Raw genomic sequence first — 25,208 nt, 5'->3', positions numbered from 1 at the left:
ACGTCATGTCCGCCGACGCCCTCTCCTTGCCGTTCGCCGAGCCCCACGCCGCGCCCGACGAAATCACCGCCGTCAGCTGGAACCTGCACAAAGGGCGCTCGCCGCTCGGCTTCACCGCGTGGAACGCGATGCGCGACTGGATGCAGTCGACCCACGCCGACGTGTATTTCCTGCAGGAAGCGATGGCGCGCCGCATGCCGCGCCCGATGCTCGCACCGGGCTTCGGCGCGCCGATGGACGACACGGTCGACGACGTGTGGCATTGCCAGGCCACCGAGATCGCGCAAGCGCTCGACTGGCAGATCGCGCTCGGGCCGAACGTGTTCAAGCCGTCGTGGCGGCACGGCAACGCGATCCTGTCGCCGCATCCGCTCGACCTCGGCGGCCGCTGGGACATCTCCGCGCACCGCTTCGAGCGGCGCGGGCTGCTGGTCGCGCGCGCGACGCTCGCGGGCGCGCGGCCGGTGACGCTGCTGTGCGCGCACCTCGCGCTCACGCGCGCCGCGCGGCTGCGCCAGATGCACTGGATCGCGCACTGGATCGAGCGCAACGCGGGCGACGGCCCGCTGATGCTCGCCGGCGACTTCAACGACTGGCGCAACGATTCGGTCGCGCTGTTCGGCGAGATCGGGCTGTCCGAGGTCGCGACGCTGCTCGGCGAATCGGGCCGCACGTTCCCCGCGTTCTCGCCGGCGCTCGCGCTCGACAAGATGTTCGTGCGCGGCCTGACGCCGCTCGAATGGCGCGCGCCGTCCGGCGAGGCCGCGTGGCTGTCGGACCACCTGCCGTACATTGCGCGCCTGCGCCTCGATCCGCAGTAACGCGCGCGGCCGGCGGCGCCCCGGTCACGGCGCCGCCGGCGCGCGCCGCATGCGCCGCGAATCACGCGGCCGACCAGCGAAAGCATGTTGAAAGGATATGTTGCGCCAAATCCGCGCAGCCGCGGGGGTCAAGCCCGCGATCCGCGTCGACAGGGTAAAATAACCAGTTCCTCAAACGTCTGTCATCGAGAAGGCGCGTGTCCGACGCGCCAGCCGGCCGATCCGCGATCGGGCCGTCGCACTCGGTTTTTGCCCATTTTTTGGGCCCGTTACACGCGTTCGCCACGCGCGTCCGTTTTCAAAGCCATGAGCAAATACGACACCGCCACCGTCCAATCCGTCCATCACTGGACCGACACGCTTTTCAGCTTCACCTGCACCCGTGAGGCGAGCCTGCGCTTCAACAACGGCGAATTCACGATGGTCGGCCTCGAAGTCGACGGCAAGCCGCTCGCGCGCGCCTACTCGATCGTCAGCCCGAACTACGAAGAGCATCTCGAATTCTTCAGCATCAAGGTGCAGGACGGCCCGCTGACGTCGCGCCTGCAACACCTGAAGGTGGGCGACACGGTGCTGATCGGCAAGAAGCCCACGGGCACGCTGGTCGCCGACAACCTGCTGCCGGGCAAGACGCTGTGGATGCTGTCGACGGGCACGGGCCTCGCGCCGTTCATGTCGATCATCCGCGATCCGGACATCTACGACCGCTTCGACAAGGTGATCCTGACCCACACGTGCCGCCTGAAGGGCGAGCTCGCGTACATGGACTACATCAAGCACGACCTGCCGGGCCACGAGTACCTGGGCGACATCATCAAGGAAAAGCTCGTCTACTACCCGACGGTCACGCGCGAAGCGTTCGACAACGAGGGCCGGATCACCGACCTGATCGCGACGGGCAAGCTGTTCACGGATCTCGGCGTGCCGGCGTTCTCGCCGGAAAACGACCGCGTGATGCTGTGCGGCAGCACCGCGATGCTGAAGGACACGACCGAGCTGCTGAAGCAGGCCGGCCTCGTCGAAGGCAAGAACAGCGCACCGGGTCATTACGTGATCGAGCGCGCGTTCGTGGACTGATCGATCCCCTTCGGGCCTGTTCCCGCCAATAACGGGAACAGGCCCTCATTGCGCGTCATCAAGAACCGGAGCGAAAGCGCCGGTTTTTTTTCGTCCGCACTTGGCGAATTCGTAACAAACTGGGACCATTCCATCTCAAATAGTTACATTTGGATACGTCATCCCCGGGTGCTCGGGTGTCAGTGTTTTTCCTACAACACCTTCATTCCGATTATTCACATTTACCCTTAAATGTCCGCCTGACATGACCTTTTCAGAAATTTTGAGATATTATTCGGCGCGCGTGGTTGCCGTTTGGATGAGCTTGAAAGGGTCGGATGCAAGTGTTACAAGACGTAACTTTTGTTACTTCGGCATGGGGCGATTCTCCGGCGGCGACCGTCATCGAAACGGCAGCCAGCCCACGCAGCCAGCCGGTGTCTGAACCGCTTTCTGACAGCAGGGAGAGTCATGGATACGTCGCTTAACGCGCCCTCGGGCGCCCACGCCCCGTTCCCGTCGCGGCAGCGCATGCCTGGCCGCGCTGCTGCTCCGTCGACGGCCGACGCCGCGTCGAAACGCGACGCGTCCGCCGCACGGATCGCGGCACTTTCCGCCCAGCTTCTCGCCGCCGACGAAGCGGCCCGCCGCCATCTGGCCGGCGAGCTGCACGACGGGCTCGGCGCCGAATTGACCGCCGCCCGCTTCGCGCTCGCAAACGTTCAAACGTGGCTGCCGGCCGATGCGCCGGAAGGCTGCTTGCGCGCGCTGGCGCTGGCGCAGCAGGCGCTCGACGCCGCGACCGACGCGAATCGCCGGCTCATCGACGAGCGCGACACGCCGGCGCTGGACGCCGGCATGGTCGGCGCGCTGGCGTCGTGGATCGACACCCATGCGGCCCGCACGGGCCTGCGCACGAGCTTCGTGTGCGCGGCCGACGCCCGCCTGACGCAGCTCGCCGGCGCAAGCGCGCTCGCGGTGTTCCGCGTCGCGCAGGAAGCGTTGTCGAACGTCGCGAAACATGCCCGCGCGACGTCGGTCGACGTCCGGATCGCCACCGACGGCACGCACCTGTCGCTCAGTGTCGCCGACGATGGGACCGGTTTCGCCCAGCGCCGCCGCAGCGGCTACGGCCTGGCCGGCATGCGCGCCCGGTGCGAGGCGTTCGGCGGCAGCTTCGAGGCGGCCACGCCGGCCACCGGCCGCGGCACGCGCGTCACCGCACGCTTCGCGTGGGATTCGCTGCTCGCGGTGCCGGTCGCGGCACGCCGCACGTCGCTTTCGTGAGGTCGCGATGAGCCTGAACATCCTGCTCGTGGACGATCACGCGATCGTCCGGCAAGGGATCCGCCAGTTGCTGATCGACCGCGGCATCGCGCGCGACGTGACCGAGGCCGAGACCGGCGGCGACGCGATGGCCGCCGTCGACAAGCAGGAATTCGACGTGATCCTGCTCGACATCTCGCTGCCCGACGCGAACGGCATCGAGGTGCTCAAGCGCCTCAAGCGCAAGCTCACGCGTGCACCGGTGCTGATGTTCTCGATGTACCGCGAGGACCAGTACGCGGTACGCGCGCTGAAGGCCGGCGCGGCTGGCTACCTGTCGAAGACGGTCAACGCCGCGCAGATGATCGGCGCGATCCAGCAGGTCGCGGCCGGCCGCAAGTACGTGAGCCCCGCGATGGCCGAGGCGCTCGCCGAATACGTGTCGTTCGAGAACGAACCGCTGCCGCACGAGAAGCTGTCCGATCGCGAATACCAGACGCTCTGCATGCTCGCGTCCGGCAAGCGGCTCACCGATATCGCGAACACGCTGTCGCTGTCGGTGAAGACGGTCAGCGTGTACCGGTCGCGGCTGCTCGAGAAGATGCGGCTGTCGAACAACGCGGAACTCACGTTCTACGTGATGAGCAATCGGCTCGTCGACATGGCGCCCACGGCCGGCGCCTGATCGCCCGGCCAGCCCCGCATTCGTCCGATCCGGCGACGCGGCGAACGCCGCGCCGCGCCGCGCTCGATCGCGCCCGCTTCGCCTCCGTTTCACCCCGTGTCGCGCGCAAACGCTTGTTTTTTCGGACGATTCCGCGACGCGCCGCTGCACCGCAACGGGGCTTGCACGCCAAATCGGCTAAAATTATCGGTTTTCACTCAGTCGGCGCGCCGTGCCCGCGCGTGCTGGCGATTCATCCGCAATGTCTCTCTTCCGCAAGAAAAACGTCGATCGCATGATCGCCGGCGCGCAAGCCGCCGGGCTCAAGAAAGCGCTCGGCGCGATCGACCTCACGTTCCTCGGCATCGGCGCGATCATCGGCACCGGTATTTTCGTGCTGACCGGCACCGGCGCCGTTCAGGCCGGCCCCGCGCTGATGCTGTCGTTCGTGATCGCCGCGATCGCGTGCGGCCTGGCCGCGTTGTCGTATGCGGAGTTCGCGTCGTCGATCCCCGTCGCCGGCTCGATCTACACGTATTCGTACGCGACGCTCGGCGAGCTCGTCGCGTGGATCATCGGCTGGGATCTGATGCTCGAGTACGGCCTCGCGTCGTCGGCCGTGTCGGTCGGCTGGTCGGGCTATCTGCAATCGCTGCTGCAGGGCTTCGGGCTGTCGCTGCCGACCGTGCTGACGGCCGCGCCCGGCGCGGTGCCCGGCGTCACCACGTGGTTCAACCTGCCCGCGTTCCTCGTGATGATCGTGATCACGACGCTGCTGTCGATCGGCATCCGCGAATCGACCCGCATCAACAACATCATGGTGTTCATCAAGGTGTCGGTCGTGCTGCTCGTGATCGCGGTCGGCCTGTTCCACGTGACGCCCGCGAACTGGAAGCCGTTCATGCCGCACGGCTGGAACGGCGTGTTCGGCGCGGCCGCCGTGATGTTCTTCGCGTTCATCGGCTTCGACGCGGTGTCGTCGGCGGCCGAGGAAGTGAAGAACCCGAAGCGCGATCTGCCGATCGGCATCATCGCGTCGCTCGCGGTGTGCGCGGTGCTGTACGTGACGGTCGCCGCGGTCGCGACCGGCATCGTGCCGTCGGCCCAGTACGCGAACATCTCGCACCCGATCTCGTATGCGCTGCAGGTTGCCGGCGAGAAGTGGGTCGCGGGCTTCATCGATCTCGGCGCGGTGCTCGGCATGCTGACCGTGATCCTCGTGATGAGCTACGGCCAGACGCGCGTGATCTTCGCGATGTCGCGCGACGGGCTGCTGCCGGCCGCGTTGTCGCGCGTGCATCCGCGTTTCGCGACGCCGTTCCTGACCACCTGGCTGGTCGGCCTGTTCTTCGGGCTGATCGCCGCGCTCGTGCCGCTCAACGTGCTCGCCGAGCTGATCAACATCGGCACGCTCGCGGCGTTCTCGATGGTGTCGATCGCCGTGCTCGTGCTGCGCCGCACGCACCCCGAGCTGCCGCGCGCGTTCCGCTGCCCGGGCGTGCCCGTGGTGCCGATCCTCGCGGTCGCGGCGTGCCTGTTCCTGATGCTGAACCTGCAGCCGGTCACGTGGGCCGCGTTCGGCATCTGGCTCGTGATCGGCCTCGTGATCTACTTCCTGTACTCGCGGCACCATTCGAAGCTCGCGCACGGTCACCCCGACGCGCACTGAGCGCCGTCATGGCGGCGCCTCCGCGGCGCGCCATGACGAACCCACGCGGGCCCGTCGCGGCCCCGCACACCTTCTTTCCCCGAACCCTCCGCCAGCGCGCGATCACTGTCCGATCGTCGCGATCTCTTGCCCGATCGTCCGGATTTGCCGGCACGGCCCGCGCGCCGCCTGCACACGCGCGCCGAGCGGTTCATAATCGCGCCATCGAACGACGGCGCCGCGCGGCGGCCCGTCCTGCAACAGGAAAACACGATGGAAAGCGTCGATCTCGATGTACTGAAATCCAGCGCGCGCTGGCTCGAAGAAGGGCGCCGCGTGCTGCTCGTGACGGTCGTGAAGACATGGGGCTCGTCGCCGCGCCCCGAAGGCGCGATGCTCGCGGTGCGCGAGGACGGCCTGGTGGTCGGCTCCGTGTCCGGCGGATGCATCGAGGACGACCTGATCGCCCGCGTGCATGCGAGCGGCATCGCGGCCGATGCGCGCCCGGAAGCGCTCAAGTACGGCGTGACGGCCGAGGAAGCGCACCGCTTCGGGCTGCCGTGCGGCGGCACGATCCAGCTCGTGCTCGAACCGCTCACGCGCGACAGCGGGATCGCGGCGCTGTGCGCGGAAGTCGAGGCCGGCCGCCTTGTCACGCGCACGATGACGCTCGCGACCGGTCGCGCGTCGCTGTCGCCCGCGCAGGCGGCTGACGGGCTCGCGTTCGACGGCGAACGGCTCGTGACGATCCATGGGCCGCGCTACCGGATGCTCGTGATCGGCGCCGGCCAGTTGTCGCGCTATCTGTGCCAGATCTCGGTCGGGCTCGACTATCAGGTGACGGTCTGCGATCCGCGCGACGAATACACGGATGCGTGGGACGTGCCGGGCACGCGCGTCGTCCACACGATGCCCGACGATACGGTGCTCGACATGAAGCTCGATGCGCGTTCGGCCGTGATCGCGCTCACGCACGACCCGAAGCTCGACGATCTCGCGCTGATGGAGGCGCTGAAGACGCCCGCGTTCTACGTGGGCGCGCTCGGCTCGCGGCGCAACAACGCGGCGCGGCGGGAGCGGCTGCGCGAATTCGACCTGAGCGAAGGGGAACTGGCCCGGCTGCACGGGCCGGCCGGCATCTACATCGGCAGCCGGACGCCGCCGGAAATCGCGATCTCGATCCTCGCGGAAATCACCGCCGCGAAGAACAACGTGTCGCTGCCGACGATCCTGCAGGTCGAAGGCGCGAAGGCCGCGCGCGAAATCGCGGCGAACAGCGGCGCGGCCTGCAGGCTCTGATCCGCGCCGGCGGGCGGCCGCGCGCGCCGGGCGCTGGCCCCGGCCAGCGCGGCGGTCGGCAAGATCAGGTCAGGCCGGCGGCCAGCGCGGCGGCGACCGAACCGACCACCAGCACGACGCCGACCGTGCGGCGCTTGTTCAGCTCGGTCCACAGCAGCACGCCCGTCAACGACAGCAGGATCAACGAGCCCGCGATCGTATCCATCAGCAGCACCCAGCCGAGATTCATCCCGACGCCGCGATGCAGGTTGTTCAGCGTCGTCAGGAACGTGTTGCCCGTGCGCTTCACCGACACGTAGCCGTTGCCCACCCAGTATTCGCCCTGCAGGTTCTGGTGCGGCCCGAACACGCCGAATTGCCAGTGCTCGGGCTGCATCACGCGCTTGTCGCCCCACGCGACGGCCTGCGCGGGCTCCTTGCGCATGCGGCCCGGCTTGCCGTCGAAATGCAGCTCCTGCTGGAGCCACTTCATCATCGCGGCGGGCGTCTTCGGCACCGGATCCGGCAGCGCGATCTGCATCTCCTCGACCTGCGGCTCGCCGGTCGAGATCTTCAGCGGCGGCGCGCGGTGGTTCAGCACCACGCCCGTCACGCCGAACAGCAGCCCGAGCACCGCGCCCCACAGCCCGACCCAGCCGTGCACCTTGCGCAGCCACTTGATGAAGGTCGCGCGGCGCGAGCGCCGGCGGCGCGCGGCCAGCTCGTCGTCGTTCAGCGGGCGGCCCGCCGGGTGCAGCACGGTGACGCCGGCGCGCGGCAGGCCCGTCTTGGGCGGGTCGATCGTTTCGGGCGCGTTCACGCGAAGGTATCCATTCGTTCAAAACGACGGGCGGCGCGCAGGGAATGCGCGCCGCCCGGGCAACATGAAAATGAGAATGGATATCATTACATAAATCGGAAGGCGGCTCAATCGGGTGCGCGTACGGAGCGGCAGGTTCGATGCGCGCGCGAATGCGCAAGAAGGCATGCGTCGCGACACGATGGCGATCGATAGACGCAAAATGTCGGCGGAACCATCCCGCTGACCACGGACTGCCATCCGCAAGAAGCCGCCCGACGGCAGGCCGTTCAGCGCAACGGCGGCAACGGAAAACGCGGCGCGGCGCCATCCGGCGCAGGCTCGGTGCGATCGAGCGCGTACAGCCACGCGAGCAGGTCGGCGACCGCCTGATAGAGCTGCGGCGGAATCCGGTCGTCGAGATCGACCTGCATCAGCAGCGACACCATCTCCGGCGCCGTGTGCACGTACAGCCCCGCATCGTGCGCGCGCGCGACGATCATCTCGGCGAGCACGCCATAGCCCTTCGCGACCACGCGCGGCGCCGCATCGCCGCCTTTCGGGTCGTAGACGAGCGCGGCCGCGCGCTTGCGGGACGTCATACTCATCGCAGCGCCTCGTCATCGTCGCCCGGCACCCGCACATCGGGGCCGCCGGCCGCACCGCGCGCATACGCGGCGGCGGCGGCCTGGGCGGCGAACAGGTCGAAGCCGTCCGGCCCGTCGTCGACCGCGCGGATCGACAGCCCGCCCACCTTGAGCCCCGAGCCTTCGAGCCGCTGCCGCAGCGCGGCTTCGTGGCGCGTGAGACGGTCGGCGCCCGTCTGGTTCGCGCGCAGCCGGGCGACGAGCTGCGCGCCGTTCAGCACCAGTTCGGCATCGACCGTGCCGAGCGACGGCAGCGTCAACGTGAGGCGCGTGCGCCACGCGATGCCGTCGCCCGTGTCGTCGCCGCCGCCGCGCGGCGCGCGGTGGCCCGGCTCGTCGGGTTCGATCGTCCAGTCGAGCCGCGCACCGGGCCACGCCTCGCCGGTCCAGCGAAACTGGTCGGTCGCGAGCGCATCGAGCTGCTGCCGAACGAGCGGCACGGCGGCCGGATGCACGGTCGCGAGCGGCTGCGCCTGCGGATCGGACGATGCGGCGGCCAGCTCGGCGCGCGCGGGCGTCCAGCGCGTATCGGCGTGCGCAGCCAGCGGATCGGCGGTATCGGGCGGCAACGACGTGCCCGGCCGGGCTGCTGCCGGTGCGGCCTGCGCGGGGTCGCGCGCCGATGCGCCGCCCTGGGCCGACGGTGGCGCGCTGGCCCGCGCGGCGGCCGGCAGCGGCGGGCGCTGCGCGAGCAGTTCGTCGAGCACGTCGGTCGAGTCGTGCGGGACGACTGTCGGGTCGGCCGGCGCGAGCGCGGTCGCGAGGCGTGCCTGCGGCTCGCGCATCAGCGCCGCGAGCGGACGCTGGCCGGCCAGCCACTGCGCGAGATGGGATTCGTAGAAGAGGCCGCTTTCGCTCACGGTCTGCGCCAACGCCGCACGCAACGCCGCGACCGGCGGCGGCGCGGCCGCTTCGCGCGTCGCCGCGGCGGACGACGCTTGAGCGGAAGCCGGCGTGGAAGCCCCGGTGGGTGCGGACGCAGCCGGCGCGGGCGTCGGCGCGGGCACCGGCGTATCGATGAGCAGCACGGCCGGATCGGCGAGCAGCGGCAGCCGGCCGACGATCGCCGGCGTCGCATCGCCGCCCGAGCGCGAGATCGCGTCGAGCACGCGTCCGACATCGGACAGCGCGGTCTGCGTGGAAGCCGGCGGCGCGGCGGGCGGGCTGCCGGCCGGCGGCGGGGACGACGCGCCGGCGCCCGGCGTGCCGACCTGCGCGGTCGCGCCGCCGCCGGCGGACGCCGCGACGGTGCCGGTCAGCAGGCTGTCGAGGCGGCTCGCCAGCAGCGCGGCCGCAACGGAGTCGATACCGGTCATGATCGGGGCCTGCTCAGCTCAGCCAACGGGTTGCGAATCCGCGCGCGGCACGCCGGCGCCGCCCACGGGAACAGCGCGCGCCGCGTGCGGCGCCGGGTCCGGGCGCCTCGCGCCGGTCGCCCGGCGCACGGCCCTACCCGCGCGCGCGATAAAGATCGGTCAATACCTGGGTCGAGCGCCGCGCCTCGAACAGCGCGGACAGCCGCGCGACGTCCGGGCTCGCGAGATCGCGGATCGCGGCGTCGTCGGCCAGGATGCGGCGGATCAGGTCGAGCTTGCGGCCGAGATCCGATTCGTCGAGCACGACGGCCGGATCGGCCTGCTTCAACCCGTCGACGAGTTGCATGAATTCGGCCTGCAACTCCGGCAACGCGTTCCAGTCGGCGCCGCGCGCGGCGCACAGCATCCGGCCCGACACGGCGGCGAGCGCCTCGTAACGCGCGAAGTATTCGGCCTTGTGATTCATCGTGATGCTTCCGCTACCTGTTGCGCGGCCATCCGCGCGACTTCCGGGGCGATGCCCGTCCATGCTTCCTCGAGCGTCGCGAGCAAGCCGTCGACCTCGATCAGCATCGCGTCGCTCGCCTGCGCGTTCGCTTCCAGCAGGCGCCGGCCGATATAGGTGTACAGCGCATTGAGCCGTTCGGCGATCTCGCCGCCCGCGTCGCGGTTCAGCGACGCCTGCAGGCCGCTCTCGACGATCCGGATCGCCTTGCCGATCGCTTCGCCGCGCCCGGCGACGTTGTCCTGCTGCAAATGCATGCGCGCCAGCGCGATCGCCTGCCGCGCGCCCTGGTACAGCATCGCGATCAGCCGGTGCGGGGAAGCGCCCATCACCCCGGTCTCGACGCCGACACGCGCGTACGCACTGGCTCCAGCGTGTCCTGGGGAAAACATGCGCTTCTCCTTGTTATTTGCGTTGGCTGGTCGGGAGCCGCCGCCGTGCGTCGCACGGTGCGGCCTTCACCGCAGTTATCGGAAGGGATTTGAAAAGCTTTAGGTGCGCGGGGGCCGCCGATGCCGGCTCGCCGGCCCCGTTCCGCAAGCCTGGAGCCATTCCTGGATGCCCGCCGCCGGTTAGCCGTCCCCGAATGCCCGCCCGCGGATGCCCATCGCCTGATGGCCCCTCACACCGCCATCTGCATGATGTCGTTGTAAGCGCTCACTAGCTTGTTGCGGACCTGGAGCCCGAACTGGAAGCCGATGTTGGCTTTCTGCATGTCGACCATCACGTCGTTCAGCGAGATGTTCGGCGCGCCGACCTCGAACGCCTTCGCCTCGCCGAGCGCGTGCTGCTGGTCGCCGCTGATCTTGTCGAGCGACGCCTTCATCGCGCTCGCGAACGTGCCGGCCGTCGCCGCGCCCGAGCCGGCCAGCGCCGCCGTCGGGCTCGCGACGCCGCCGGACGCCTGCGCGGCCATCGACTGCATCTGTTGCAACACCGAACCGATTCCGCTGACGTTCGCAGTCATGCTGCCCCCAAACCTAGAGAAGAGACCCGGACGCACCGGGCGACCCGCCGGCGCCGCACGACGCGCACCATGCCGGATCGCGAAAAAGGATAGCAGCGCGGCGCGCGTCAAAGCCGCGAAAGTACGGGGGAAACCCCGCTCTTTTCGGTCGATCGGAGTGCGCCGCGGGTCACGATAATCGCATCGTGTCATTGTCCGCCCGCTCGTCCGAGCGAGCTCAGTCGTCCCGCTCCGGAGAAACTCGACGCATGGATTCGCAGGCCAACTCGCTGATCAACCCAGACGCCCGCGCGGGCCTCAGCCCGGCGCCAGGCGCCGCCGCGGCCGCCGCGTTGCCGGGCGCGGGCGGCGCAGGCGCGGACTTCGGGCTGGGCGGCTTCGCCGAACGCATCCCCGGCATCTCGCGGATGAAGGGCAACCCGAAGCTGCCGTTCGTGATCGCCGTCGCGTTCGCGATCGCCGCGATCACCGCGCTCGTGCTGTGGAGCCGCGCGCCCGACTACCGCGTGCTGTACAGCAACCTGTCGGACCGCGACGGCGGCGCGATCATCGCCGCGCTCCAGCAGGCAAACGTTCCCTACAAGTTCGCCGATGCCGGCGGCGCGATCCTCGTGCCGTCGGGCCAGGTGCACGAAACGCGCCTGAAGCTCGCCGCGATGGGGCTGCCGAAGGGCGGCTCGGTCGGCTTCGAGCTGATGGACAACCAGAAATTCGGCATCAGCCAGTTCGCCGAGCAGATCAACTACCAGCGCGCGCTCGAAGGCGAGCTGCAGCGCACCATCGAATCGATCAACGCCGTGCGCGGCGCGCGCGTGCACCTCGCGATCCCGAAGCCGTCGGTGTTCGTGCGCGACAAGGAAGCGCCGAGCGCGTCGGTGTTCGTCGACCTCTACCCGGGCCGCGTGCTCGACGAGGGCCAGGTGCAGGCGATCACGCGGATGGTGTCGTCCGGCGTGCCCGACATGCCGGCCAAGAACGTGACGATCGTCGACCAGGACGGCAACCTGCTGACCCAGACCGCGTCCGCGTCCGGCCTCGACGCGAGCCAGCTCAAGTACGTGCAGCAGGTCGAGCACAACACGCAGAAGCGCATCGACGCGATCCTCGCGCCGATCTTCGGCGCCGGCAACGCGCGCTCGCAGGTCAGCGCCGATCTCGATTTCTCGAAGATCGAGCAGACGTCGGAAAGCTACGGCCCGAACGGCAATCCGCAGCAATCCGCGATCCGCAGCCAGCAGACCAGCAGCGCGACCGAACTCGCGCAGGGCGGCGCGTCGGGCGTGCCGGGCGCGCTGTCGAACACGCCGCCGCAGCCGGCCTCCGCGCCGATCGTCGCGGGCAACGGCCAGAACGGGCCGCAGACCACGCCGGTCAGCGACCGCAAGGACCAGACGACCAACTACGAGCTCGACAAGACGATCCGCCATACCGAACAGCCGATGGGCAGCGTGAAGCGGCTGTCGGTCGCGGTCGTCGTCAACTACCAGCCGGTCGCCGACGCGAAGGGCCACGTGACGATGCAGCCGCTGCCGCCCGCGAAGCTCGCGCAGGTCGAACAGCTCGTGAAGGATGCGATGGGCTACGACGCGAAGCGCGGCGACTCGGTCAACGTCGTGAACAGCGCGTTCTCGACCGTGAGCGACCCGTACGCCGACCTGCCGTGGTGGCGCCAACCCGACGTGATCGCGATGGCGAAGGAAGCCGCGAAGTGGCTCGGCATCGCAGCGGCCGCGGCGGCGCTCTACTTCATGTTCGTGCGCCCGGCGATGCGCCGCGCGTTCCCGCCGCCCGAGCCGGCCGCGCCGGCGCTCGCCGCGCCGGAAGACACGGTCGCGCTCGACGGCCTGCCCGCGCTGGAGAAGCCAGCCGACGAAGCCGATCCGCTGCTGCTCGGCTTCGAAAACGAGAAGAACCGCTACGAACGCAACCTCGACTACGCGCGCACGATCGCCCGCCAGGATCCGAAGATCGTCGCCACCGTCGTGAAGAACTGGGTGTCCGATGAACGCTGAAGGCTTGACCAAGAGCGCGCTGCTGCTGATGTCGATCGGCGAGGAAGAGGCGGCGCAGGTATTCAAGTTCCTCGCGCCGCGCGAGGTCCAGAAGATCGGCGTGGCGATGGCCGCGCTGAAGAACGTCACGCGCGAGCAGGTCGAGGACGTGCTGCAGGAATTCGTGAAGGAAGCCGAGCAGCACACCGCGCTGTCGCTCGATTCCAACGAGTACATCCGCTCGGTGCTGACGAAGGCGCTCGGCGAGGACAAGGCCGGCGTGCTGATCGACCGCATCCTGCAGGGCAGCGACACGAGCGGCATCGAGGGCCTCAAATGGATGGATTCGGCCGCGGTGGCCGAACTGATCAAGAACGAGCATCCGCAGATCATCGCGACGATCCTCGTGCACCTCGACCGCGACCAGGCGTCCGAAATCGCCTCGTGCTTCACCGAACGGCTGCGTAACGACGTGCTGCTGCGGATCGCGACGCTCGACGGCATCCAGCCGGCCGCGCTGCGCGAGCTCGACGACGTGCTGACGGGCCTGCTGTCCGGCAGCGACAACCTGAAGCGCAGCCCGATGGGCGGCATCCGCACCGCGGCCGAGATCCTGAACTTCATGACCAGCGTGCACGAGGAAGGCGTGCTCGAAAGCGTGCGCCAGTACGACGCCGATCTCGCGCAGAAGATCATCGACCAGATGTTCGTGTTCGAGAACCTGCTCGACCTCGAGGATCGCGCGATCCAGATGATCCTGAAGGAAGTCGAGTCGGAAACGCTGATCATCGCGCTGAAGGGCGCACCGCCCGCGCTGCGTCAGAAGTTCCTCGCGAACATGTCGCAGCGCGCGGCCGAACTGCTCGCCGAGGATCTCGACGCACGCGGCCCGGTACGCGTGTCCGACGTCGAGACGCAGCAGCGCCGCATCCTGCAGATCGTGCGCAACCTGGCCGAGAGCGGCGCGATCGCGATCGGCGGCAAGGCGGAAGACGCGTATGTCTGATTCGGCGAGCGATCGCGTGGGCACCCTCACCGCATACCAGCGGTGGGAGATGGCGTCGTTCGACCCGCCGCCGCCCCCGCCGCCGCCCGACGACGCGGCGGCCGCTGCGGCCGCGCTCGCCGAGGAATTGCAGCGCGTGCGCGACGCCGCGCACGCCGAAGGCCATGCGGCCGGCCACGTCGAAGGCCAGGCGCGCGGCTATCAGGCCGGTTTCGAGCAGGGCCGCGAACAGGGCTTCGAGGCCGGCCAGGCCGACGCACGCGAACAGGCCGCGCAGCTCGCGGCGCTCGCCGCGTCGTTCCGCGAAGCCGTGGCGACCGTCGAACACGATCTCGCGTCCGACCTCGCGCAGCTCGCGCTCGACATCGCGCAGCAGGTCGTGCGCCAGCACGTGAAGCACGACCCGGCCGCACTGGTCGCCGCCGTGCGCGACGTGCTCGCGGCCGAACCCGCCCTGTCCGGCGCGCCGCATCTCGCGGTCAATCCGGCCGACCTGCCCGTCGTCGAAGCGTATCTGCAGGACGATCTCGACACGCTCGGCTGGAACGTGCGCACCGACGCGTCGATCGAGCGCGGCGGCTGCCGCGCGCACGCCGCGACCGGCGAGGTCGACGCGACGCTGCCCACGCGCTGGCAGCGCGTCGCCGCCGCAATCGGCAAGGTGAGCACGTGGTGACGCGCTCACCCGACGCGCTCGCGCACGACGGCATGACGCCGCTCGAACGCGAGCTCGCGCTCGCGTCGTTCGGGCCGGCGGCCGCGCACGATGCCACGCCGCACCCCGCGTCCGCCAGCGTCGCCGCCGCCCCGCGCGCGCCGCACAACCCGCATCTCGCGCACTGGCGCACGCACCTGAACGGGCTCGCCGCGCGCAGCCACCACGCGCTGCCGCTGCGCCCGTGCGGACGCCTCACGCGCGCGGCCGGCCTCGTGCTCGAGGCGATCGGGCTGCGCCTGTCGGTCGGCGCCGAATGCACGATCGAACTGCCGCCCGGCAGCACGCTGCCGCACGCGGAAGCCGAAGTCGTCGGCTTCGCCGGCGACCGCCTGTTCCTGATGCCGACCACCGACGTCGCAGGCGTCTTGCCCGGCGCACGCGTGTGGCCGCGCGAAAGCGCGCCCGTCGCCGATCCGCTCGCGGGCGCGAAGCGGCTGCCGGTCGGCTGGGAGATGCTCGGGCGCGTCGTCGACGCGTCGGGCCGCCCGCTCGACGGCCTCGGCCCGCTCGCGTCGAAAGTCGATGCGCCGCTGTCGGCGCCGTCGATCAACCCGCTCGATCGCGAACCGATCCACCACGTGCTCGACGTCGGCGTGCGCGCGATCAATGCGCTGCTCACCGTCGGCCGCGGCCAGCGGATGGGCCTGTTCGCGGGCTCCGGCGTCGGCAAGTCGGTGCTGCTCGGCACGATGGCGCGCTACACGAGCGCGGAAGTGATCGTGATCGGGCTGATCGGCGAACGCGGCCGCGAAGTGAAGGAATTCATCGAACAGATCCTCGGCGAGGACGGGCTCGCGCGCTCGGTCGTCGTCGCGGCGCCGGCCGACGTGTCGCCGCTGCTGCGGATGCAGGGCGCCGCGTACGCGACGTCGCTCGCCGAGTATTTCCGCGACCAGGGCAAGCACGTGCTGCTGCTGATGGATTCGCTGACGCGCTACGCGATGGCGCAGCGCGAGATCGCGCTGGCGATCGGCGAGCCGCCCGCGACCAAGGGGTATCCGCCGTCGGTGTTCGCGAAGCTGCCCGCGCTCGTCGAGCGCACCGGCAACGGGCCCGAAGGCGGCGGCTCGATCACCGCGTTCTACACGGTGCTGACCGAAGGCGACGACCAGCAGGACCCGATCGCCGATTCGGCGCGCGCGATCCTCGACGGCCACATCGTGCTGTCGCGCGCGCTCGCCGAGGCCGGCCACTATCCCGCGATCGACATCGAAGCGTCGATCAGCCGCGCGATGACCGCGCTGATCGACGAAACGCATCTCGACCACGTGCGGCAGTTCAAGCAGATGCTGTCGCGCTACCAGCGCAACCGCGACCTGATCGCGGTCGGCGCGTACGCCCCCGGCCGCGACGCGCAGCTCGACCGCGCGATCGCGCTCTACCCGCGCATCGAGGCGTTCCTGCAGCAAGGCTTTCGCGAATGCGCGCCGTTCGCATCGAGCCTCACTGCGCTCGATGCGCTGTTCGACGCTTACGGAGGCTGATCCCGATGGCCCACGGCTTTCCCCTTCAGTTGCTGCTCGACCGTGCGCAGGACGACCTCGACTCGGCCGCGAAGCAGCTCGGCACCGCGCAGCGCGACCGCACCGCGGCGGCCGAACAGCTCGACGCGCTGCTGCGCTATCGCGACGAATATCACGCGCGCTTCGCGCAATCCGCGCAAAGCGGGATGCCGGCCGGCAACTGGCGCAATTTCCAGGCGTTCATCGACACGCTCGATGCCGCGATCGCGCAGCAGCGCAGCGTGCTCGCCGCGGCCGACGTCCGCATCGACGAGGCGCGCCCGAACTGGCAGCAGAAGAAACGTACCGTCGGCTCGTATGAAATCCTGCAGGCGCGCGGCGTCGCGCAGGAAGCACAGCGCGACGCCCGGCGCGAACAGCGCGACGCCGACGAACACGCCGCGAAGATCCTGCGCATGCGGGCCGACGCGGCCCGTTCGTCGTAACCGACCACCGCATTCGAACGAGAGAACCGTCATGCCTCCCCTGCCCCTGCTCGGCGCGCTGCTCGACACCGCCGGCGCCGCACTCAAGGCCGCCCGCGGCTCGGGTTCGTCCGCCGCCAACGATGCGTCGGCCGCCACGAGCGCCGCGCCGTTCGCGCAGACGCTCAAGCAAAGCGTCGCCACGCGCGGCGATACGGCCAACGCCGGCACGCCGGACGCGTCGACCCAACAGGCTGCGTCGAAGCCGGCCGCCGGCGCGAAACCGTCCGGCACGGATGACGACAAGGCGACCGACGACACGACCGCGAACGCCGCCGTCAACCCCGACGCCGCCGCGCTTGCGGCCGCCGCGGCCGTGCAGGCGCAATTGCAGGCGCGCCCGGACACCGCGACGCCGGCCGACGCGGCGACCGCCGCGGCCGTTGCCGCCGCGGCCACGACGCAAAAGACGGCCGTGTCCGGCCAGCCGGACGCCACGGCGACGCTCGCCGATCATGCAGCCCAGGACGCGGCCACCCAACCGACCGACCCGGCATCGAGCCGCGACGCGCTGCAAGCGGCGCTCGCCAAGCTGACGGGCGGCGCGGGCGCGATCGCGATGCCGGCGACCGGCGCGACCGCCGCCGCCACGCCGACGACGCCGGCCGCAACCGCATCGAACGCCGCCGCACCGCTGACGCCGAAAGTGCCGACCTTCGACCGCACGCTCGCCGACGCGAAAGGCGCGCTCGCCACGCAACCGACGCCGACCCAGATCACCGCGCAGACACTGCAGGCCGACGCGAACGCGCAGTCCGGCGTCCAGCACGCGCTCGCGGCGGCCAGCAACGCGACGGACCCGGCCGCCAGCGCGACGCTCGCGGCCGGCGCAACGGCTGCCGCAGCCGCGCAGGCGAACCTGCAACTGTCGCCGGCAGCCGGCGCGATCGCCGCCGCCAACGCGCACGTGCTCGCGCCGCACGTCGGCACGGCCGACTGGACGGATGCGCTGAGCCAGAAGGTGGTGTTCCTGTCGAATGCGCACCAGCAGAGCGCCGAGCTGACGCTCAACCCGCCCGATCTCGGGCCGCTGCAGGTCGTGCTGCGCGTCGCGGACAACCATGCGCACGCACTGTTCGTGTCGCAGCACGCGCAGGTGCGCGACGCGGTCGAAGCCGCGCTGCCGAAGCTGCGCGAAGCGATGGAAGCGGGCGGGCTCGGGCTCGGCAGCGCGACCGTCAGCGACGGCGGTTTCGCTTCGCAGCAACAGCAGCAAAACCCGCAGCAGACCTTCGCCGGCGGCCAGTCGCCGCGACGCGGGAACGGCGGACCGTCAGCCGTCGATGCACCCGTCGACGCCGCGCAATCCGCACCGGTCGCCGCGCGCGCGAGCCGCGCCGGCCTCGTCGATACGTTTGCCTGAGCATGGGCCGCTGCTGCCGTGCGCGCGCCGCGTTCAGCGGCCGTGCACCGCGGCAGCCGCCTCGCCGCGCGGGACGCCGCCCTTGCGCGCGGCGACGATGAAGTCCGCCGCGCGTTCGCCGATCATCACCGACGGCGCATTCGTGTTCCCGCCGACCAGCGTCGGCATCACCGACGCATCCACTACCCGCAGCCCGTCGACGCCGCGCACGCGCAGTTGCGGATCGACGACCGCGCGCACATCCGAGCCCATCCGGCAGGTGCCGACCGGGTGATAGATCGTGTCCGCATGCGCGACGATCGTCGCGCGCAGCTCCGCTTCGCTCTGGTCCGGCCGCGTGTACAGCTCGCGCCCGCCGTGCGACGCGAGCGGCGCCTGCGACAGGATGCGGCGCATCGCGTGCGTACCGCGCACCAGCAGGTCGAGGTCGCGTGAATCGCTGAAGAAGCGCGGATCGATCAGCGGCGCGTCGCGCGCATCGCCGCTCGCGAGCGCGACCGTGCCGCGGCTGAACGGCCGCAGCGCGCACACGTGCAGCGAATAGCCGAAACCCCAGTGCATCTTGCGGTTGTGATCGTCGACGAGCGCCGTGCAGAAATGCAGTTGCAGGTCGGGCCGCGCGAGCGACGGATCGCTCTTGATGAAGCCGCCGGCCTCCGCGACGTTGCTCGTCATCATCCCGGTGCGGCTCGAGAAATAGCGCACGAGCGCGGGCGTCATCTTCGCGATCCCGCGCACGCACACGCCGACCAGTTCCGACGAATTCACGCGGGTGTTGATGATGAAGTCGATGTGGTCGATCAGGTTCGCGCCGACGTCCGGCGCATCCTGCACGACCGCGATCCCGTGCCGACGCAACTGATCGGCCGGGCCGATCCCCGAACACATCAGCAGTTGCGGCGAATTGAACGCGCCGGCCGACAGGACCACTTCCGCGCGCGCGCCGAGCGTCTCGACCCGCCCGTTGCGCGACACGACGACGCCGACCGCGCGCTTGCCGTCGAAGCCGACGCGCAGCACCGTCGCATCGGGGACCACGTGCAGGTTCGGCCGGTTGCGGCCGTAAATGTACGCACGCGCCACGCTGCAGCGCGAGCCGTCGCGATGCGTGACCTGATAGAAGCCGACGCCTTCCTGCGTCGCCCCGTTGAAGTCGTCGTTCAGCGGATAGCCGGCCGCGTGCGCGGCCTGGATGAATCGTTCGGAGAACGGATTGCGAAAGCGCAGATCCGATACCGACAGCGGCCCGTCCGCGCCGTGCCATGCGTCCGCGCCGCGTTCGTTGCCTTCCGCGCGGCGGAAATACGGCAGCACGTCCTGCCAACCCCAGCCCGTCGCGCCGAGCTGCGCCCACTCGTCGTAGTCGGTCGGGTGGCCGCGCGTGTAGATCATCGCGTTGATCGCGCTCGAGCCGCCCATCCCGCGCCCGCGCGGCTGATAACCGCGCCGCCCGCCGAGGCCCGGCTGCGGCACCGTTTCGTAGCCGTAGTTGGTGCCGAGCTTGAACGGCACCAGCGCCGCGATGCCGACCGGCATGTTGACGAGCAGGTTGCGCTCCGTATGCGAGCCGGCCTCGATCAGCGCGATCGTCGCATCGGGGCAGGCATCGGCGAGACGGCCGGCGAGGCTCGCGCCGCCCGAGCCGCCGCCGACGATGATGTAGTCGTATTGCATGTCACGTCTCCGTCGTGTCATGGAAGGCGCCCGGCACCGCCGCGCGACCGCGTCTCCTCTGGAGGGTCTGTTTGCAGATGGAACACGCATGCGAATGCCCGAAATCGCCCGTAGGGCAAGGAGCGAGGAGCGCCGTTTGGCCGAGCCAAACAAGCGACGAGCGACGCCGCCATACGGGCGATTTCGGGCATTCCCGTTACATGATTTTTTAATTTGGGGTTGCCATGAGAACGGCCGCTCGCCGCGTTGCACTCCTTGCGAATACGTCAGTATTCGCGGCGTCGCGCGCCTCGCGAGCGGCCGTTCTCATGGCAACGCATGCGTGTTCCATCTGCAAACAGACCCTCGGGGCATTGTAGGAATGGCCGTCCCGTGCGCGGCGCGCCGATTCAAGAGCGATTCCTCTAAACGCCCGCGTGAACTAAATTTAAGATGTATCGAGTCGCGTCGCGCGATGCACCGGCCACGAGAAGCCGATTCGTCGCGAAACGGGAGGAACGACGATGCAGCGCCAACGCCTGCCGGCCGCGTGCCGACCGGGTGATCCGGCGGTCACGCGCGCGGTCCGCATTTCATTTCAAACGGCGGCCCGCGCGACGATGCACGGCGCCATGCGCGCAGTCGGTCGAAATCGAACGGCACGTGTCGTCGCCGACCGTTTGGACGGTGTGTCGCCGCCGCCGAACGATCCGCGGCGAGCCACCGCCGCGGATCTGTCGCGCTGCGCCGCCGCGGTACACCGGCAGACGATCGCGAGACGGCATCGCGTGCCCGCGCGTCACCGTATCGGCTCGTATGCGCATGCCGTGCGGCACGACGTTCGGACGCGGACACCGTCGCGCGGATACGACGCTTGCCGCGTGCTGAAACCGGTTTTCGAGCACCCGTCGCATCCGGCCCCGCGCCGGGCGACACGCATCACCCGATCCGCGTCGCCGCGCGCGCCGAGCGTGCGCGTGCGGCGTGACGGCCGGCCGATCAGCCAGGCCCAACTGGAGGAGACGACATGAAGAACGACCTGCCCGAACTGGCCCCGCAAGCACTGCCGTCGGTCGATGCGCTGACGTCGCTGCTGCACGACCAGCGCGCGGCGTACCTGCGCGCACCGTACCCGGCATGGGACACGCGCGCGCAGCACCTGCGCGCGCTGCGCACGATGCTGATCGATCACGCGGATGCGCTCGCCGACGCAATCAGCGCCGATTTCGGCCATCGCGCGAAGCAGGAAGTGCTGCTGTCGGAAATCTGGATGGCGAAGGAAGAGATCGACGATGCGCTGACGCACGGCAAGCGCTGGATGAAGCCGATCCGCAAGCCGATGAACAAGTGGCTGCGCCCGGCGCGCGCGAAGGTGATTCCGCAACCGCTCGGCGTGGTCGGCATCGTCGTGCCGTGGAACTACCCGGTGCTGCTCGCCGCGGGCCCGCTGATCTGCGCGCTCGCCGCCGGCAACCGCGCGATCATCAAGATGTCCGAACTGACGCCGCGCACGTCGGCGCTGTTCGAGCAACTGATCGGCAAGACCTTCACGCGCGACCACGTCGCGGTCGTGAACGGCGACGCGGAAGTCGGCGCCGCGTTCAGCGCACTGCCGTTCGACCATCTGCTGTTCACCGGCTCGACGCAGGTCGGCCGCCACGTGATGCGCGCGGCCGCCGACAACCTCACGCCCGTCACGCTGGAACTCGGCGGCAAGTCGCCGGCGATCGTCGGCCCGAATGCGCGCTTCGACGCGGCCGTCGACGCGATCGTCGCCGGCAAGACGCTGAACGCCGGCCAGACCTGCATCGCGCCCGACTACGTGCTGCTGCCGCGCGGCATGGAAGGCGCGTTCATCGAACGCGCGCGGGCCCGCTTCGCGAAGCTGTATCCGGACCTGTCGACCAACGGCGACTACACGACGATCGTGTCGCCGCGTCACTACGCACGCCTGCAGCAACTGGCAAGCGATGCGCAGGCCGCCGGCGCGCAGCTGCATCCGCTGTCCGACGCGCAGTCCGATCCGGTGTCGCGCCGCTTCGTGCCGTGCGCGGTCACGCAGGTGCCGGCCGCGTCGCCACTGATGCAGGAGGAAATCTTCGGGCCGCTGCTGCCGCTCGTGCCGTACGAACGGCTCGACGAAGCGATTGCGTACGTCAATGCGCGCCCGCGTCCGCTCGCGCTATACCTGTTCGACGAGGATGGCGGCACGATCGACCGCGTGATGCGCGAAACGGTCTCGGGCGGCGTGTCGATCAACGAAACGCTGATGCACATCGCGTGCGGCAGCTTGCCGTTCGGCGGCGTCGGCGCGAGCGGCATGGGCGCATATCACGGCTACGACGGCTTCGTGACGTTCTCGAAGATGAAGCCGGTGCTCACGCAGGCGCGGCTGAACGCGCGCAACCTGCTCGCACCGCCGTACGGCAAGCGCTTCGCCGCGCTGATCAAGCTGATGCTGAAGTTCTGAGAGGGCGGGCCGCGTCGCGCCGCGGCCCCGGCGAAGCTGCCGCGCGGCATGGATGCCGCGCATGCAGCCGCCACACGTCACACGGGCCAGAGCGGCCCTTCCTGCATCGCGCCGATCTGCTCGCGCAGTTCGAGCACGCGCGCTTCCCAGTAACGATGCGTGTTGAACCACGGGAAGGCGGCCGGAAACGCGGGATCGTCCCAGCGCCGCGCGAGCCACGCCGCATAGTGGATCAGCCGCAGCGTGCGCAGCGCTTCGACCAGATGCAGCTCGCGCGGCTCGAATTCGCAGAAATCCTCGTAGCCGGCGAGCAGGTCGGCCAGCGCGCGCGATGCGCCTTCGCGATCGCCCGGCAGCAGCAGCCACAGATCCTGCACGGCCGGCGCCATCCGGCTGTCGTCGAAGTCGACGAAATGCGGGCCGGCATCGGTCCACAGTACGTTGCTCGGATGACAGTCGCCGTGCGTGCGCAGCAGGCGGATCTCTCCGGCGCGCTCGAACGCGGCCTCGACGCCTTCGAGCGCGAGCTTGACCGCGGTCTCGTACGCCGGTCTTACATCATCCGGAATGAAATCGTGCGCGAGCAGGTAGTCGCGCGGCTCGTAGCCGAACGTGGCGATGTCGAGCACGGGACGCGCGACATACGGCTGCGTCGCGCCGACCGCATGAATGCGGCCGATGAAGCGGCCGAGCCATTCGAGCGTGTCGCTGCGGTCGAGATCGGGTGCGCGGCCGCCGCGCCGCTCGAAGATCGAGAATCGGAAGCCGTCGAACGCGTGCAGCGTGCGGCCGTCGAAGGCACGCGCGGGCACCGCCGGAATCTCGCGCGCGGCGAGTTCGGCGACGAACGCATGCTCTTCGAGGATCGCGTCGTCGGACCAGCGCGCCGGGCGATAGAACTTCGCGACGACCGGCGGGCCGTCTTCGATGCCGACCTGGTAGACGCGGTTTTCGTAGCTGTTGAGGGCGAGCAGGCGCCCGTCGGTGCGCAGGCCGGCCGGCATCAACACGCTGTCGAGCGCGTCGAGCACGCACTCGGGCGTGAGGCCGGCGAACGGCGGGCTGGCGGGGGAAGCGGGAGCGGAAGTGGCGTCTGTCATGCCCCGCATTGTGCCGCCAGCCGGACCGAAAGACGAGCCTTAGTGAAGCGCCGCGCCGGCCGGCAGAACGGATTCGCCGGTGTCGATCAGGTCCTCGAGAAAGAAAGGCTCGGTGTTGAGTTCTTTCGACTCACCCGGCACGCCCGCGTACCAGGTCACCATGGCCATGTCGCCCAGGATGCGCTGGACGATGCCGCGCGCGCCCTTCGGCACCGCGATATGGGTAGTGCAGACGATCGACCCGATATGCATGATGGTTCCCCACTCTTGAATCTTGAAACCCGGCCCGCTGGCGAGCCGGCAAATGCACGATCCGCGCCGCTCTCGGCGGAGCGTTGCGCGTGATCCCATTGTTCACGGTTTATCGAAGCGCGAAAAGAAGAAGAAGCAGGCGAAGTGCCGCGAATTCGTCGAATGTCTCCAATCAACCACTGCGTCGGGCACGTACTTGCCCGCCCGGTTACCCCCATCATACCCTGTCGAATGTGACTGCCCACCGAAACCGCCCGGCGCCGCCGCGCGCGCATGTTGACGCAACGCGCGTGCCGCTTCGCTTCGCCGCTGCGGAATCATCGGAACACTTCGCGCGGCCGACCGGAATCACGTCGCGCGCATCGCATGCCGATCGCTATCCACCGTTCGTCGAACGCTTGCGCGCGCACCGGCATCGGCCTGCATCGGCGCGACATGTCGCTCGCGATATGCAGCCGCCGACAGCAGTTGCGTTCGATGGCTGCCTTGCGGTACCTTAACCTTTCATTCGCGTTCAACCGCACTCCGACACGATGTATCCGCTCACGTCCGCCCTCGCAAAATCCCGGCCGCAGTTCGACTCGCGGCCGCGGGCGTGCGCGCATCCGTCGGTCCTTCCTCCCCCTGTCGCACCGCCGCTCGTCTGCGCCGCGCCGCCCCCTTCGGCGGCACGCGCCGGCTGACTCGCCGGCATCCGTTTTCGTCTTCCATTCGCCCCGTTGGTCACAGGTACGTGCGTCATGACGCACGACGTGTTGCCGCGCGCGCGAATGGAACGTTTCGATCCGTTCGACAGGTGGATTCACATGGTTTCGTTCAAACGCGCGCTCGCCGCGCATGGCGCGACGTCGCTCTTCGTACTGCTGTGGAGCAGCGGCGCGATCTTCGCCGAACTCGGTCTGCGTCACGCGTCCGCGTTCGCCTTTCTCACCGCCCGCTTCGCGCTCGCATCGCTCGTGCTGCTCGCGCTGGCGTTCATGCGCAAACGCTGGCTGCCGCCGCGCGGCGAGCGGCGCATGGCCGCGCTGACCGGCTTGCTGATGATGGGCGGCTATTCGATCTTCTACCTGCTCGCGCTCGAGCGCGGCATCGCGCCCGGCGTGCTCGCGACGATCCTCGGCGTGCAGCCGATCCTCACGCTCGCGATCGTCGAGCGTCGCTGGCAACCGGTGCGCATCGCGGGACTCGCGCTATCGCTCGCCGGCCTCGCGCTCGTCGTCGGCCGCGGCGTGAGCGGCGGGACGGGCGGCCTGTCGGCTGCCGGCGTCGCGTGCGCGCTCACGGCGCTCGTCGCGCTGACCGTCGGCTCGCTGCTGCAAAAGCGCGTCCGCGCGGCGCCCGCCGACGTGCTGCCGCTGCAGAATGCGATCGGCCTCGCGCTGTGCGTCGCGATCGTGCCGTTCCGGCCGGTGTCGTTCGATATGAGCTGGGCGTTCGTCGTGCCGCTGCTGTGGCTCGGCATCGTGATTTCGGTGATCGCGCAACTGCTGTTCTACCGGTTGATGCAGCGCGGCGATCTCGTCAACGTGACGAGCCTGTTCTATCTCGTGCCCGTCGTCACCACGCTGATGGACGCCGCGTGGCTCGGCAACCGGCCCGAGCCGCTCGCGCTTGCCGGCATGGGCGCGATCATCGCGGGGCTCGCGCTCGTGTTCCGCGCGCCGGCCGGCCGCCCGCAACCCGACCGCGCGTGAGCGGGCG

General features: G+C 69.7%; 24 protein-coding genes. 15 read left to right on the top strand and 9 right to left on the bottom strand.

From position 1 onward, the window contains the following. Positions 1-5: 5 nt before the first annotated feature. From HWX76_RS28830 to HWX76_RS28805, 6 genes are all read left to right on the top strand, one after another. Positions 6-821, top strand: coding sequence for an endonuclease/exonuclease/phosphatase family protein (locus HWX76_RS28830; RefSeq protein ID WP_089488901.1), 816 nt, complete (start codon positions 6-8; stop codon positions 819-821). A 306-nt stretch (positions 822-1,127) separates the two neighbouring features. Continuing rightward, positions 1,128-1,898, top strand: coding sequence for a ferredoxin--NADP reductase (locus HWX76_RS28825; protein WP_050014236.1), 771 nt, complete (start codon positions 1,128-1,130; stop codon positions 1,896-1,898). Positions 1,899-2,348: 450 nt separating this feature from the next. Continuing rightward, positions 2,349-3,164 carry a quorum system sensor histidine kinase RqpS gene (rqpS, locus tag HWX76_RS28820; RefSeq protein WP_124638319.1) on the top strand — a complete coding sequence of 272 codons (816 nt, stop codon included), beginning with the start codon at positions 2,349-2,351 and terminating at the stop codon, positions 3,162-3,164. Between the two features lie 7 nt (positions 3,165-3,171). Then, on the top strand, positions 3,172-3,828 hold the full coding sequence (gene rqpR / locus HWX76_RS28815) for a response regulator transcription factor RqpR (RefSeq protein WP_124638320.1): 657 nt from the start codon (positions 3,172-3,174) through the stop codon (positions 3,826-3,828). A gap of 241 nt (positions 3,829-4,069) precedes the next feature. Beyond that, the gene (locus tag HWX76_RS28810; protein WP_050014233.1) at positions 4,070-5,476 is read left to right on the top strand and encodes an amino acid permease; all 1,407 of its coding nucleotides are present in this window, start codon (positions 4,070-4,072) and stop codon (positions 5,474-5,476) included. 252 nt (positions 5,477-5,728) lie between these two features. Further along, complete coding sequence (locus HWX76_RS28805; protein ID WP_124631162.1) at positions 5,729-6,754, top strand: XdhC family protein; 1,026 nt, start codon at positions 5,729-5,731, stop codon at positions 6,752-6,754. Between the two features lie 64 nt (positions 6,755-6,818). Here HWX76_RS28805 and HWX76_RS28800 read toward each other — a convergent pair whose 3' ends face one another. The 6 genes from HWX76_RS28800 to fliE all read right to left on the bottom strand — a co-directional run bounded on the left by HWX76_RS28800 (position 6,819) and on the right by fliE (position 10,967). Next, on the bottom strand, positions 6,819-7,553 hold the full coding sequence (locus tag HWX76_RS28800) for a PepSY-associated TM helix domain-containing protein (protein ID WP_050014231.1): 735 nt from the start codon (positions 7,551-7,553) through the stop codon (positions 6,819-6,821). A gap of 269 nt (positions 7,554-7,822) precedes the next feature. Further along, positions 7,823-8,140, bottom strand: coding sequence for an EscU/YscU/HrcU family type III secretion system export apparatus switch protein (locus HWX76_RS28795; RefSeq protein WP_047899277.1), 318 nt, complete (start codon positions 8,138-8,140; stop codon positions 7,823-7,825). After that, positions 8,137-9,495: a flagellar hook-length control protein FliK gene (locus HWX76_RS28790; RefSeq protein ID WP_124631161.1), complete on the bottom strand. Its 1,359-nt coding sequence runs from the start codon at positions 9,493-9,495 to the stop codon at positions 8,137-8,139. The genes HWX76_RS28795 and HWX76_RS28790 overlap by 4 nt, the downstream gene beginning before the upstream one ends. A 133-nt stretch (positions 9,496-9,628) precedes the next feature. Beyond that, positions 9,629-9,961 carry a flagellar protein FliT gene (locus tag HWX76_RS28785; protein ID WP_050014227.1) on the bottom strand — a complete coding sequence of 111 codons (333 nt, stop codon included), beginning with the start codon at positions 9,959-9,961 and terminating at the stop codon, positions 9,629-9,631. Next, the gene (gene fliS / locus HWX76_RS28780; protein ID WP_050014226.1) at positions 9,958-10,392 is read right to left on the bottom strand and encodes a flagellar export chaperone FliS; all 435 of its coding nucleotides are present in this window, start codon (positions 10,390-10,392) and stop codon (positions 9,958-9,960) included. Before fliS ends, HWX76_RS28785 begins: the two co-directional genes overlap by 4 nt. Positions 10,393-10,622: 230 nt before the next feature. Further along, the gene (gene fliE / locus HWX76_RS28775; RefSeq protein ID WP_050014225.1) at positions 10,623-10,967 is read right to left on the bottom strand and encodes a flagellar hook-basal body complex protein FliE; all 345 of its coding nucleotides are present in this window, start codon (positions 10,965-10,967) and stop codon (positions 10,623-10,625) included. A gap of 248 nt (positions 10,968-11,215) precedes the next feature. Here fliE and fliF point away from each other — a divergent pair, with 248 nt between their 5' ends. The 6 genes from fliF to HWX76_RS28745 are packed head-to-tail and all read left to right on the top strand — an operon-like array spanning position 11,216 to position 18,032. Continuing rightward, positions 11,216-12,979, top strand: coding sequence for a flagellar basal-body MS-ring/collar protein FliF (gene fliF / locus HWX76_RS28770; protein ID WP_050014224.1), 1,764 nt, complete (start codon positions 11,216-11,218; stop codon positions 12,977-12,979). Beyond that, the gene (gene fliG / locus HWX76_RS28765) at positions 12,969-13,964 is read left to right on the top strand and encodes a flagellar motor switch protein FliG (RefSeq protein ID WP_050014223.1); all 996 of its coding nucleotides are present in this window, start codon (positions 12,969-12,971) and stop codon (positions 13,962-13,964) included. The genes fliF and fliG overlap by 11 nt, the downstream gene beginning before the upstream one ends. Further along, the gene (fliH, locus tag HWX76_RS28760; RefSeq protein WP_050014222.1) at positions 13,957-14,640 is read left to right on the top strand and encodes a flagellar assembly protein FliH; all 684 of its coding nucleotides are present in this window, start codon (positions 13,957-13,959) and stop codon (positions 14,638-14,640) included. Before fliG ends, fliH begins: the two co-directional genes overlap by 8 nt. Continuing rightward, positions 14,634-16,166 (top strand): flagellar protein export ATPase FliI, encoded by a 1,533-nt coding sequence (gene fliI, locus HWX76_RS28755; protein ID WP_050014221.1) that lies wholly within the window; start codon positions 14,634-14,636, stop codon positions 16,164-16,166. Before fliH ends, fliI begins: the two co-directional genes overlap by 7 nt. A gap of 5 nt (positions 16,167-16,171) precedes the next feature. Continuing rightward, the gene (gene fliJ, locus HWX76_RS28750; protein ID WP_050014220.1) at positions 16,172-16,630 is read left to right on the top strand and encodes a flagellar export protein FliJ; all 459 of its coding nucleotides are present in this window, start codon (positions 16,172-16,174) and stop codon (positions 16,628-16,630) included. 31 nt (positions 16,631-16,661) lie between these two features. Beyond that, on the top strand, positions 16,662-18,032 hold the full coding sequence (locus HWX76_RS28745; RefSeq protein WP_176016707.1) for a flagellar hook-length control protein FliK: 1,371 nt from the start codon (positions 16,662-16,664) through the stop codon (positions 18,030-18,032). Between the two features lie 33 nt (positions 18,033-18,065). Here the strand turns inward: HWX76_RS28745 and HWX76_RS28740 are convergent, their stop codons facing one another. Continuing rightward, positions 18,066-19,706: a GMC family oxidoreductase N-terminal domain-containing protein gene (locus HWX76_RS28740; protein ID WP_089488904.1), complete on the bottom strand. Its 1,641-nt coding sequence runs from the start codon at positions 19,704-19,706 to the stop codon at positions 18,066-18,068. Between the two features lie 503 nt (positions 19,707-20,209). Between HWX76_RS28740 and HWX76_RS28735 the strand changes: the two genes are divergently transcribed. Together HWX76_RS28735 and HWX76_RS28730 are read left to right on the top strand one after the other, a co-directional pair. Beyond that, on the top strand, positions 20,210-20,716 hold the full coding sequence (locus HWX76_RS28735; RefSeq protein ID WP_176016706.1) for a hypothetical protein: 507 nt from the start codon (positions 20,210-20,212) through the stop codon (positions 20,714-20,716). Further along, on the top strand, positions 20,713-22,155 hold the full coding sequence (locus HWX76_RS28730; RefSeq protein WP_124631158.1) for a coniferyl aldehyde dehydrogenase: 1,443 nt from the start codon (positions 20,713-20,715) through the stop codon (positions 22,153-22,155). Before HWX76_RS28735 ends, HWX76_RS28730 begins: the two co-directional genes overlap by 4 nt. A 77-nt stretch (positions 22,156-22,232) precedes the next feature. Here HWX76_RS28730 and HWX76_RS28725 read toward each other — a convergent pair whose 3' ends face one another. Both HWX76_RS28725 and HWX76_RS28720 read right to left on the bottom strand, forming a co-directional pair. After that, the gene (locus HWX76_RS28725; protein WP_126363822.1) at positions 22,233-23,255 is read right to left on the bottom strand and encodes a serine/threonine protein kinase; all 1,023 of its coding nucleotides are present in this window, start codon (positions 23,253-23,255) and stop codon (positions 22,233-22,235) included. A 39-nt stretch (positions 23,256-23,294) separates the two neighbouring features. Then, positions 23,295-23,507, bottom strand: a complete 213-nt coding sequence (locus HWX76_RS28720) for a hypothetical protein (protein WP_006477514.1) — start codon at positions 23,505-23,507, stop codon at positions 23,295-23,297. Between the two features lie 806 nt (positions 23,508-24,313). Between HWX76_RS28720 and HWX76_RS28715 the strand changes: the two genes are divergently transcribed. Further along, complete coding sequence (locus HWX76_RS28715; RefSeq protein WP_089488945.1) at positions 24,314-25,201, top strand: DMT family transporter; 888 nt, start codon at positions 24,314-24,316, stop codon at positions 25,199-25,201. Positions 25,202-25,208 lie beyond the last annotated feature (7 nt).

The sequence above is a fragment of the Burkholderia sp. BCC0398 genome, from assembly GCF_902833245.1.
Lineage (GTDB): Bacteria > Pseudomonadota > Gammaproteobacteria > Burkholderiales > Burkholderiaceae > Burkholderia > Burkholderia sola.
The sequence above is the reverse complement of the archived record's forward strand: the minus strand, read 5'-3'. Positions and strand labels throughout refer to the sequence as shown.

Coding starts and splice junctions, on each gene's coding strand:
- HWX76_RS28830 (WP_089488901.1), top strand. CDS start 6: ATGTCCGCCGACGCCCTCTCCTTGCCGTTCGCCGAGCCCCACGCCGCG.
- HWX76_RS28825 (WP_050014236.1), top strand. CDS start 1,128: ATGAGCAAATACGACACCGCCACCGTCCAATCCGTCCATCACTGGACC.
- rqpS (WP_124638319.1), top strand. CDS start 2,349: ATGGATACGTCGCTTAACGCGCCCTCGGGCGCCCACGCCCCGTTCCCG.
- rqpR (WP_124638320.1), top strand. CDS start 3,172: ATGAGCCTGAACATCCTGCTCGTGGACGATCACGCGATCGTCCGGCAA.
- HWX76_RS28810 (WP_050014233.1), top strand. CDS start 4,070: ATGTCTCTCTTCCGCAAGAAAAACGTCGATCGCATGATCGCCGGCGCG.
- HWX76_RS28805 (WP_124631162.1), top strand. CDS start 5,729: ATGGAAAGCGTCGATCTCGATGTACTGAAATCCAGCGCGCGCTGGCTC.
- HWX76_RS28795 (WP_047899277.1), bottom strand. CDS start 8,140: ATGAGTATGACGTCCCGCAAGCGCGCGGCCGCGCTCGTCTACGACCCG.
- HWX76_RS28790 (WP_124631161.1), bottom strand. CDS start 9,495: ATGACCGGTATCGACTCCGTTGCGGCCGCGCTGCTGGCGAGCCGCCTC.
- HWX76_RS28785 (WP_050014227.1), bottom strand. CDS start 9,961: ATGAATCACAAGGCCGAATACTTCGCGCGTTACGAGGCGCTCGCCGCC.
- fliS (WP_050014226.1), bottom strand. CDS start 10,392: ATGTTTTCCCCAGGACACGCTGGAGCCAGTGCGTACGCGCGTGTCGGC.
- fliE (WP_050014225.1), bottom strand. CDS start 10,967: ATGACTGCGAACGTCAGCGGAATCGGTTCGGTGTTGCAACAGATGCAG.
- fliF (WP_050014224.1), top strand. CDS start 11,216: ATGGATTCGCAGGCCAACTCGCTGATCAACCCAGACGCCCGCGCGGGC.
- fliG (WP_050014223.1), top strand. CDS start 12,969: ATGAACGCTGAAGGCTTGACCAAGAGCGCGCTGCTGCTGATGTCGATC.
- fliH (WP_050014222.1), top strand. CDS start 13,957: ATGTCTGATTCGGCGAGCGATCGCGTGGGCACCCTCACCGCATACCAG.
- fliJ (WP_050014220.1), top strand. CDS start 16,172: ATGGCCCACGGCTTTCCCCTTCAGTTGCTGCTCGACCGTGCGCAGGAC.
- HWX76_RS28745 (WP_176016707.1), top strand. CDS start 16,662: ATGCCTCCCCTGCCCCTGCTCGGCGCGCTGCTCGACACCGCCGGCGCC.
- HWX76_RS28740 (WP_089488904.1), bottom strand. CDS start 19,706: ATGCAATACGACTACATCATCGTCGGCGGCGGCTCGGGCGGCGCGAGC.
- HWX76_RS28735 (WP_176016706.1), top strand. CDS start 20,210: ATGCAGCGCCAACGCCTGCCGGCCGCGTGCCGACCGGGTGATCCGGCG.
- HWX76_RS28730 (WP_124631158.1), top strand. CDS start 20,713: ATGAAGAACGACCTGCCCGAACTGGCCCCGCAAGCACTGCCGTCGGTC.
- HWX76_RS28725 (WP_126363822.1), bottom strand. CDS start 23,255: ATGACAGACGCCACTTCCGCTCCCGCTTCCCCCGCCAGCCCGCCGTTC.
- HWX76_RS28720 (WP_006477514.1), bottom strand. CDS start 23,507: ATGCATATCGGGTCGATCGTCTGCACTACCCATATCGCGGTGCCGAAG.
- HWX76_RS28715 (WP_089488945.1), top strand. CDS start 24,314: ATGGTTTCGTTCAAACGCGCGCTCGCCGCGCATGGCGCGACGTCGCTC.